Raw genomic sequence first — 6425 nt, 5'->3', positions numbered from 1 at the left:
TCTAAATTCATTTTATGGGTAGTATCTTCGATACTAATAACAAGGACTTCAACTTGTTTGTAATAATCAATACGGTCCTTTTTTTCGTCTTTACTAATGTTTACAGCTTCATGTAGGTTTTCTGATAAAGCAAATAATTCATTAGAAGCTTTTATAAATAAAGGAAAAAAAGTTTTGTCTTTTGGTACAAAAAATTGGAATAAATCTTTTAAAGCCATTTTGCTATTTTTTAATTTGAATGCAAATGTAGTAATGTAATGTTAAGTTAACATTAAATATTTAAAATAAATCTTTAATTTGAACAGAAAATCAGTGATTAAAATCACAATTGATTTTGTATTTTAGCCACATAAAATTATTATTTCTTTTTCAAATTATACTCAATAAAAATGGACATTAACTTCAACAAAAACGAAGACCACAACAAGCTTTTATTATCTGATTTAAGACAACGTTTTGCCAAAGTAAAATTAGGTGGAGGCGAAAAACGAATCCAAAAATTACATTCTGAAGGTAAAATGACTGCCAGAGAACGTATTGATTATCTGCTTGATAATAACGAAAACAACATCGAAATTGGTGCTTTTGTTGGAGAAGGAATGTATGTCGAACACGGTGGTTGTCCTTCTGGTGGGGTAGTAGTAAAAATGGGATATATTTCCGGAAAACAATGTATTGTTGTAGCTAATGATGCCACTGTAAAAGCTGGCGCTTGGTTTCCAATAACAGCAAAAAAGAACCTTCGTGCGCAAGAAATTGCGATGGAAAACCGTTTGCCTATTATATATTTAGTCGATTCGGCGGGGGTTTATTTACCGTTACAAGACGAAATTTTTCCAGATAAAGAACATTTCGGGCGTATTTTTAGAAATAATGCCATAATGAGTAGTATGGGAATTACCCAAATTGCTGCCGTTATGGGAAGTTGCGTCGCAGGAGGTGCTTATCTTCCAATTATGAGCGACGAAGCCATGATTGTAGATAAAACAGGAAGTATTTTCCTCGCTGGAAGCTATTTGGTAAAAGCTGCTATCGGCGAAACTATAGATAATGAAACTTTAGGCGGAGCAACCACGCATTGCGAAATTTCGGGCGTAACGGATTATAAAGCTAAAGACGATAAAGATGCTTTAGACAGAATAAAAAGTATCGTTGGGAAAATTGGTGATTTTGACAAAGCAGGTTATAATCGAGTTAAAGCTAAAAAACCAGCTCTTGATGAAAAAGATATATTTGGAATTATTCCAAAATCACGTGCCGATCAATATGATATGTACGAAATTATAAAACGTATGGTCGATAATTCTGAATTTGATGAATACAAAGGTGATTACGGAAAAACACTAATCACTGCTTATGCTCGTATAGATGGTTGGGCTGTAGGAATAGTGGCAAATCAGCGTAAAGTAGTAAAAAATGCCAAAGGTGAAATGCAATTTGGTGGTGCAATTTATTCAGATTCTGCCTATAAAGCCACCCGTTTTATTGCCAATTGTAATCAGAAGAAAATCCCATTAGTTTTTGTACAAGACGTTACAGGATTTATGGTTGGAAGTAAATCAGAACATGGCGGAATCATAAAAGATGGTGCCAAAATGGTTAATGCCGTTTCTAATTCGGTAGTACCAAAGTTTACTGTAATCGTAGGAAATTCTTATGGAGCAGGAAATTATGCGATGTGCGGAAAAGCGTATGATCCAAGATTAATATTTGCTTGGCCAAGTGCCGAACTTGCTGTCATGGGAGGAACACAAGCCGCAAAAGTATTAGCACAAATTGAAGCTTCTTCGCTAAAAGCTAAAGGAGAAGTCATTGATGAAGCCAAAGAAAAAGAATTGTTTGATAAAATAAAAGCACGTTACGACGAGCAAGTTTCACCTTATTATGCAGCGTCTCGTTTGTGGACTGATGCCATTATTGATCCTTTAGAAACCAGAACTTGGATTTCGATGGGAATCGAAGCTGCAAATCATGCACCGATTGAAAAGCAATTTAATTTAGGAGTAATTCAGGTTTAATTCCGTTAAATAAAACTTAAATAAAACAACTAAATAAAATCTACTACTAACTTTACGTAGTAGATTTTCTTATTTAAACTATTCTTATGAAAAAAATTTCCCTGGCTTTTATTGTATTGTTCGGGTTGCAAAGTGTTTCGGCACAACTAACCGTTCCTAAAGAGAATTTTACGCACCGTGACTCGCTTCATGGAAGTTTGCGAGCAGAAAGAACTTGTTTCGACGTGCAACGTTATGATTTGAATATCAAAGTTAATATTGAAGAAAAATCTATAATGGGTTACAACGATATTACTTTCAAAGTTGTTGAGAATACAAATAAAATACAAATCGATTTGTTCGAAAACATGCAAGTAGATAGTATTGTTTTTAATGCTAAAAAACTGAACTATAAACGAGATAATCTAGCCGTTTTTATCGCTTTCAACGAAAGTTTAAAAATTGGAAATCAAGAAAAAATTAGATTCTATTATTCAGGAAACCCGATAATTGCTAAAAGAGCGCCTTGGGACGGTGGTTTTGTTTTTAATCAGGATTCTAACGGAAAACCATGGGTTGGTGTTGCTGTGCAAGGAACTGGCGCCAGTTTGTGGTATCCAGTAAAAGATTCTCAAAGCGATGAACCAGATTTAGGAGCAACGATAAAAGTAGCCGTTCCTAACGGATTGATGAATGTTTCTAACGGAAGATTATTAGGTTCAGTAGACCTAAAAAATGGTTATACACGTTGGGATTGGGAAGTGAAAAATCCTATAAACACTTATGATATTACAATCAATATTGCCGATTATGCACACATACATGACAATCACAAAGGACTTGATTTAGATTATTATGTACTTCGTGAAAACGAAGAAAAAGCCCGCAATCATTTTGAAGAAGTAAAACCCATGATGGATTGTTTTCAGTCTAAATTTGGAAAATATCCATTTACTGAGGATGGTTACAAATTAGTAGAGACTCCATATTTAGGTATGGAACACCAAAGTGCTGTTGCTTATGGAAATCAGTATAAAAAAGGATACTTAGGAAGTGATTTATCTGGAACAGGAGTAGGTATGTTGTTCGATTTTATTATTATTCATGAAAGTGGTCATGAGTGGTTTGGTAACAGTATTACGAGTAAAGATATTGCCGATATGTGGATTCACGAAGGATTTACACAATATACCGAAATCGTTTATATTGAATGTCAGTTTGGTTATGACAAAGCGATGGAATATGCTTATGGATTGCGTGATAATGTAAATAATGACCAACCAATTATTGGACATTACGGAGTAAACAAAGAAGGTAGTGGTGATATGTATCCAAAAGGAGCATTGCTTCTAAACACGGTTCGTCACATTGTAAATGATGATGAAAAATGGTGGAAAATACTCTTAAAATATTCCGAAACATACCGCCATCAAATTATAGATACCAAAACAGTAATAGATTTCTTTAATACAGAATCGGGAATGAATTTGACACCAGTTTTTAATCAATATCTGAGATACACTACAATTCCTAGATTAGATTTTAGAAGTAGCGGTACTAAAGATCAGTTCGAATTCGCTTGGAAAACTGACGAGCCCAATTTTGAAATGCCAATAGATATTATTTTTAAAAACAAAAAATTTAGGCTTATGGGTACTAACAAATGGCAAAAATTACCGTTTAAAATCAAAAATGTTTCACAAATTGAAGTGTCGCAAAATAAATTTTACATAAAAATGGGTCTTTAGTGTTTGATAATTAACAAAAAAAGTAAATATTATTTTTTTATATTGTTAAAAATTTATAATTTAGATATATAATTTAAATTATATGTTTTATGGATACGGTAAAAAAATTAAACAAATGGGCAAATACCCATACTTATCAATGGCTTGATATATTGAGAATTGTTTTAGGTGTGTTTTTATTTACAAAAGGGATTTCATTTTTAACAAATACCCAATATTATATCCATTTAATTGAGCCAATTAGAAATTTAGGAGGGGGAATGCTATTTGTACATTATATTGTCGCTGCACATTTGGTTGGAGGTATAATGATAGTATTCGGATTGCTAACACGATGGGCAATTATATCTCAATTTCCAATTTTATTAGCCGCTTTTTTAATTAATTTTATAGGAGAAATGCATGTTGCAAATTTAGTATTATCTCTCTCTATTTTCCTTATTTGTGCTTTCTTTCTTTTTTATGGAAGCGGAAAACATTCTGCCGATTATTACTTTAAGATGCAACAATAAATATAATTCTAATTTTTTAGTATTAAAGTAAAAGTTAGGATATCACTTTAACAAAACAAAAAACACATTTTAATGAAGCTAGCTTCTTATAAATGTGTTTTTTGTTTTGTGGGGAGAGTAGGATTCGAACCTACGAAGACGTAGTCAGCAGATTTACAGTCTGCCCTCGTTGGCCGCTTGAGTATCTCCCCCTTAATAGCCGAGTGCAAATATAAAATTGTTTTTCTGGTTTGCAAACAAAAAAATAAATAATATTTGTAATTTTTTCTAACTATTTGGAAGTAAACAAAATAAAAAATCTCCTAGTAATAGGAGATTTTTAGAATTGTACGATTTTGTAGCTTATTTAGATAATAAATCAGCAACTTTAGCTTTCAGTTCATTACCTAGAAGGTTCTTTGCAACAATTTTTCCGTTTGCATCTAACAAGAATGTAGCAGGAATACCTTCTATATTATATGTTGCTGCAATAGGATCTTCCCATTCCTTTAAATTAGAAATTTCGATCCATGTTAAATTGTCTTTTGCAATTGCTTCTTTCCAAGCAGTTGCATCTTTATCCAAAGAAACCCCAATAATATTTAAACCTTTATCATGAAACTCTTTATATAAAGAAACCATGTTAGGGTTTTCTTTTCGACAAGGTGCGCACCAAGACGCCCAAAAATCGATAATAGTTACTTTTCCAAGAGATTCTTTAAGCGATACTAATTTTCCGCCAACATTTTTTGCTGTAAAATTAGGAGCGATTTGACCAATTGATAAATCTATTTCTTTAGATTGCTTTTTTTTTCGCCGTCAATTTTTGTTTGGATGCTTTTTCCAGGTTTTGTAGCCTTTACATCAGAATCTAAACCTTCGTAAAACTTTTTGATTTTCTCAACTTTAGCTTGTGGATCATTAAACATACCTTCAACAAGTAGAACCGAAAGGAATGATTTAGGATTGTTTTCTATGTATTTGTAATTTGAAGTTGTAAATTCTTCTTGAAACGCAGAATATTCTTTTCTAAGTTTGTTTATTACTACTGTATCCTTTTTTTCTGATGCAGCTTGCATTGCAGGCATATTTTTAGTTTGAAATGCCATCATTCTTTTTTGAATTTTCATCATTTCAGCGTTATATTTTGATAACTCCTCATTGTTGAATGTTCCAGAAACTTTGGCTAGTTGAATGCTATCTTTGTTTATAACAGCATTAATATTACCTTTTTCAACTACAACTATAAAACCTCCTTGAGTTTTGTCGAAACGGATACTGTGAATTTCTGGCTCTTCAGCTTTACCTTCAAAAGTAAATTTACCTTTTTCAACTTTTACGGTATCTACAGCTACGACACCCGTTTTTGGATCTTGTTTTTCTAAGAAAACATTTGTTCCGTCAGGAAGTCCTTTTATTTCTCCCGAAATTTTAAACCCATTTCCAATAATTCCTGTACACGACATTACGAAGGCAGAAAGAGCAATTACAATTATTTTTTTCATCTTTTTAAATTATTTTGAGTGCAAAAATAAAGTTTTTTATTTTTATTAAAAGCAATTTTTGTTATTTTGTTGTTAATTATTTACAGGATGAATGATGGATAATCATAATTCTGTAATCATTTCATATATTAATGAAAAACTGTTACTGTAACTCAAATAAAATATTTTCAGAATGTTGCGAACCTTACATTTTGCTTACTCAAAAAGCGCCAACTGCCGAAAGTTTAATGCGTTCAAGATATTCCGCATATTGTGTTCAGAATGTCGATTATATTTTAGCAACGACACATCCTTCGACCAGAAAATTTCATAACAAAAAAGAAATACTCGCTTTTGCTTCACAAAACACATGGATAAAACTCGAAATTATTAATGCTTCGGAAACAACAATAGAGTTTAAAGCTTTATATATCGATAATAATCTAAAATCTCAAATGCATCATGAGAAATCTACTTTCAAAAAAGAAGAGGAAAGCTGGTTTTATGTAGATGGAGAATGGTTTTAAAAATTCGTCCAGAATAATTTTTGTAACTGATTTTTATATACAAAGCTATTTATCTTTCTTAGTTGGTACTATTAGAATAGGAATGTTTGTATCATGCAATATTTTTTCGGTGGTACTACCAACTAATACTTTTTCGAGCCATTTTTTGCTGTGACTTCCTATTATGATAATATCTGCT

General features: G+C 32.0%; 7 protein-coding genes, 1 tRNA gene and 1 pseudogene. 4 read left to right on the top strand and 5 right to left on the bottom strand.

Annotated features, from left to right (window positions below):
* A pseudogene (locus ACH2BP_RS00915) lies at positions 1-218 on the bottom strand (DUF47 domain-containing protein); the annotation flags it as partial.
* 171 nt (positions 219-389) lie between these two features.
* Between ACH2BP_RS00915 and ACH2BP_RS00910 the strand changes: the two are divergent.
* The 3 genes from ACH2BP_RS00910 to ACH2BP_RS00900 all read left to right on the top strand — a co-directional run bounded on the left by ACH2BP_RS00910 (position 390) and on the right by ACH2BP_RS00900 (position 4257).
* Positions 390-2018 (top strand): acyl-CoA carboxylase subunit beta, encoded by a 1629-nt coding sequence (locus tag ACH2BP_RS00910; protein WP_395056098.1) that lies wholly within the window; start codon positions 390-392, stop codon positions 2016-2018.
* A gap of 86 nt (positions 2019-2104) precedes the next feature.
* Entirely contained in the window at positions 2105-3745 is a 1641-nt protein-coding gene (locus ACH2BP_RS00905; RefSeq protein WP_395056096.1) for a M1 family metallopeptidase, read from the top strand.
* Between the two features lie 89 nt (positions 3746-3834).
* Positions 3835-4257 (top strand): DoxX family protein, encoded by a 423-nt coding sequence (locus tag ACH2BP_RS00900; RefSeq protein WP_395056094.1) that lies wholly within the window; start codon positions 3835-3837, stop codon positions 4255-4257.
* Between the two features lie 109 nt (positions 4258-4366).
* Here the strand turns inward: ACH2BP_RS00900 and ACH2BP_RS00895 are convergent.
* From ACH2BP_RS00895 to ACH2BP_RS00885, 3 genes are all read right to left on the bottom strand, one after another.
* Positions 4367-4448: transfer RNA gene (locus ACH2BP_RS00895), tRNA-Tyr, on the bottom strand.
* Positions 4449-4599: 151 nt separating this feature from the next.
* The gene (locus tag ACH2BP_RS00890) at positions 4600-5007 is read right to left on the bottom strand and encodes a peroxiredoxin family protein (protein WP_395056102.1); all 408 of its coding nucleotides are present in this window, start codon (positions 5005-5007) and stop codon (positions 4600-4602) included.
* Positions 5008-5024: 17 nt separating this feature from the next.
* A complete protein-coding gene (locus tag ACH2BP_RS00885; RefSeq protein ID WP_395056092.1) occupies positions 5025-5741 on the bottom strand; it encodes a DUF4369 domain-containing protein in 717 nt (238 codons plus the stop codon).
* A 131-nt stretch (positions 5742-5872) separates the two neighbouring features.
* Here ACH2BP_RS00885 and ACH2BP_RS00880 point away from each other — a divergent pair, with 131 nt between their 5' ends.
* Positions 5873-6247, top strand: a complete 375-nt coding sequence (locus ACH2BP_RS00880) for a YchJ family protein (protein ID WP_395056090.1) — start codon at positions 5873-5875, stop codon at positions 6245-6247.
* 45 nt (positions 6248-6292) lie between these two features.
* On the opposite strand, the gene ACH2BP_RS00875 is transcribed toward ACH2BP_RS00880, so the two are convergent.
* Positions 6293-6412 carry a universal stress protein gene (locus tag ACH2BP_RS00875; RefSeq protein ID WP_395056100.1) on the bottom strand — a complete coding sequence of 40 codons (120 nt, stop codon included), beginning with the start codon at positions 6410-6412 and terminating at the stop codon, positions 6293-6295.
* Between the last annotated feature and the right edge of the window lie 13 nt (positions 6413-6425).

Origin of the sequence: Flavobacterium sp. (assembly GCF_043756175.1) — a bacterium.
In the GTDB taxonomy this organism is placed as follows: domain Bacteria; phylum Bacteroidota; class Bacteroidia; order Flavobacteriales; family Flavobacteriaceae; genus Flavobacterium.
This window is presented reverse-complemented; position numbering and strand designations above follow the sequence as displayed.

Bases quoted from the DNA above. Each gene is read 5' to 3' on its own strand.
- ACH2BP_RS00910 (WP_395056098.1), top strand. From the start codon at position 390: ATGGACATTAACTTCAACAAAAACGAAGACCACAACAAGCTTTTATTA.
- ACH2BP_RS00905 (WP_395056096.1), top strand. From the start codon at position 2,105: ATGAAAAAAATTTCCCTGGCTTTTATTGTATTGTTCGGGTTGCAAAGT.
- ACH2BP_RS00900 (WP_395056094.1), top strand. From the start codon at position 3,835: ATGGATACGGTAAAAAAATTAAACAAATGGGCAAATACCCATACTTAT.
- ACH2BP_RS00885 (WP_395056092.1), bottom strand. From the start codon at position 5,741: ATGAAAAAAATAATTGTAATTGCTCTTTCTGCCTTCGTAATGTCGTGT.
- ACH2BP_RS00880 (WP_395056090.1), top strand. From the start codon at position 5,873: ATGAAAAACTGTTACTGTAACTCAAATAAAATATTTTCAGAATGTTGC.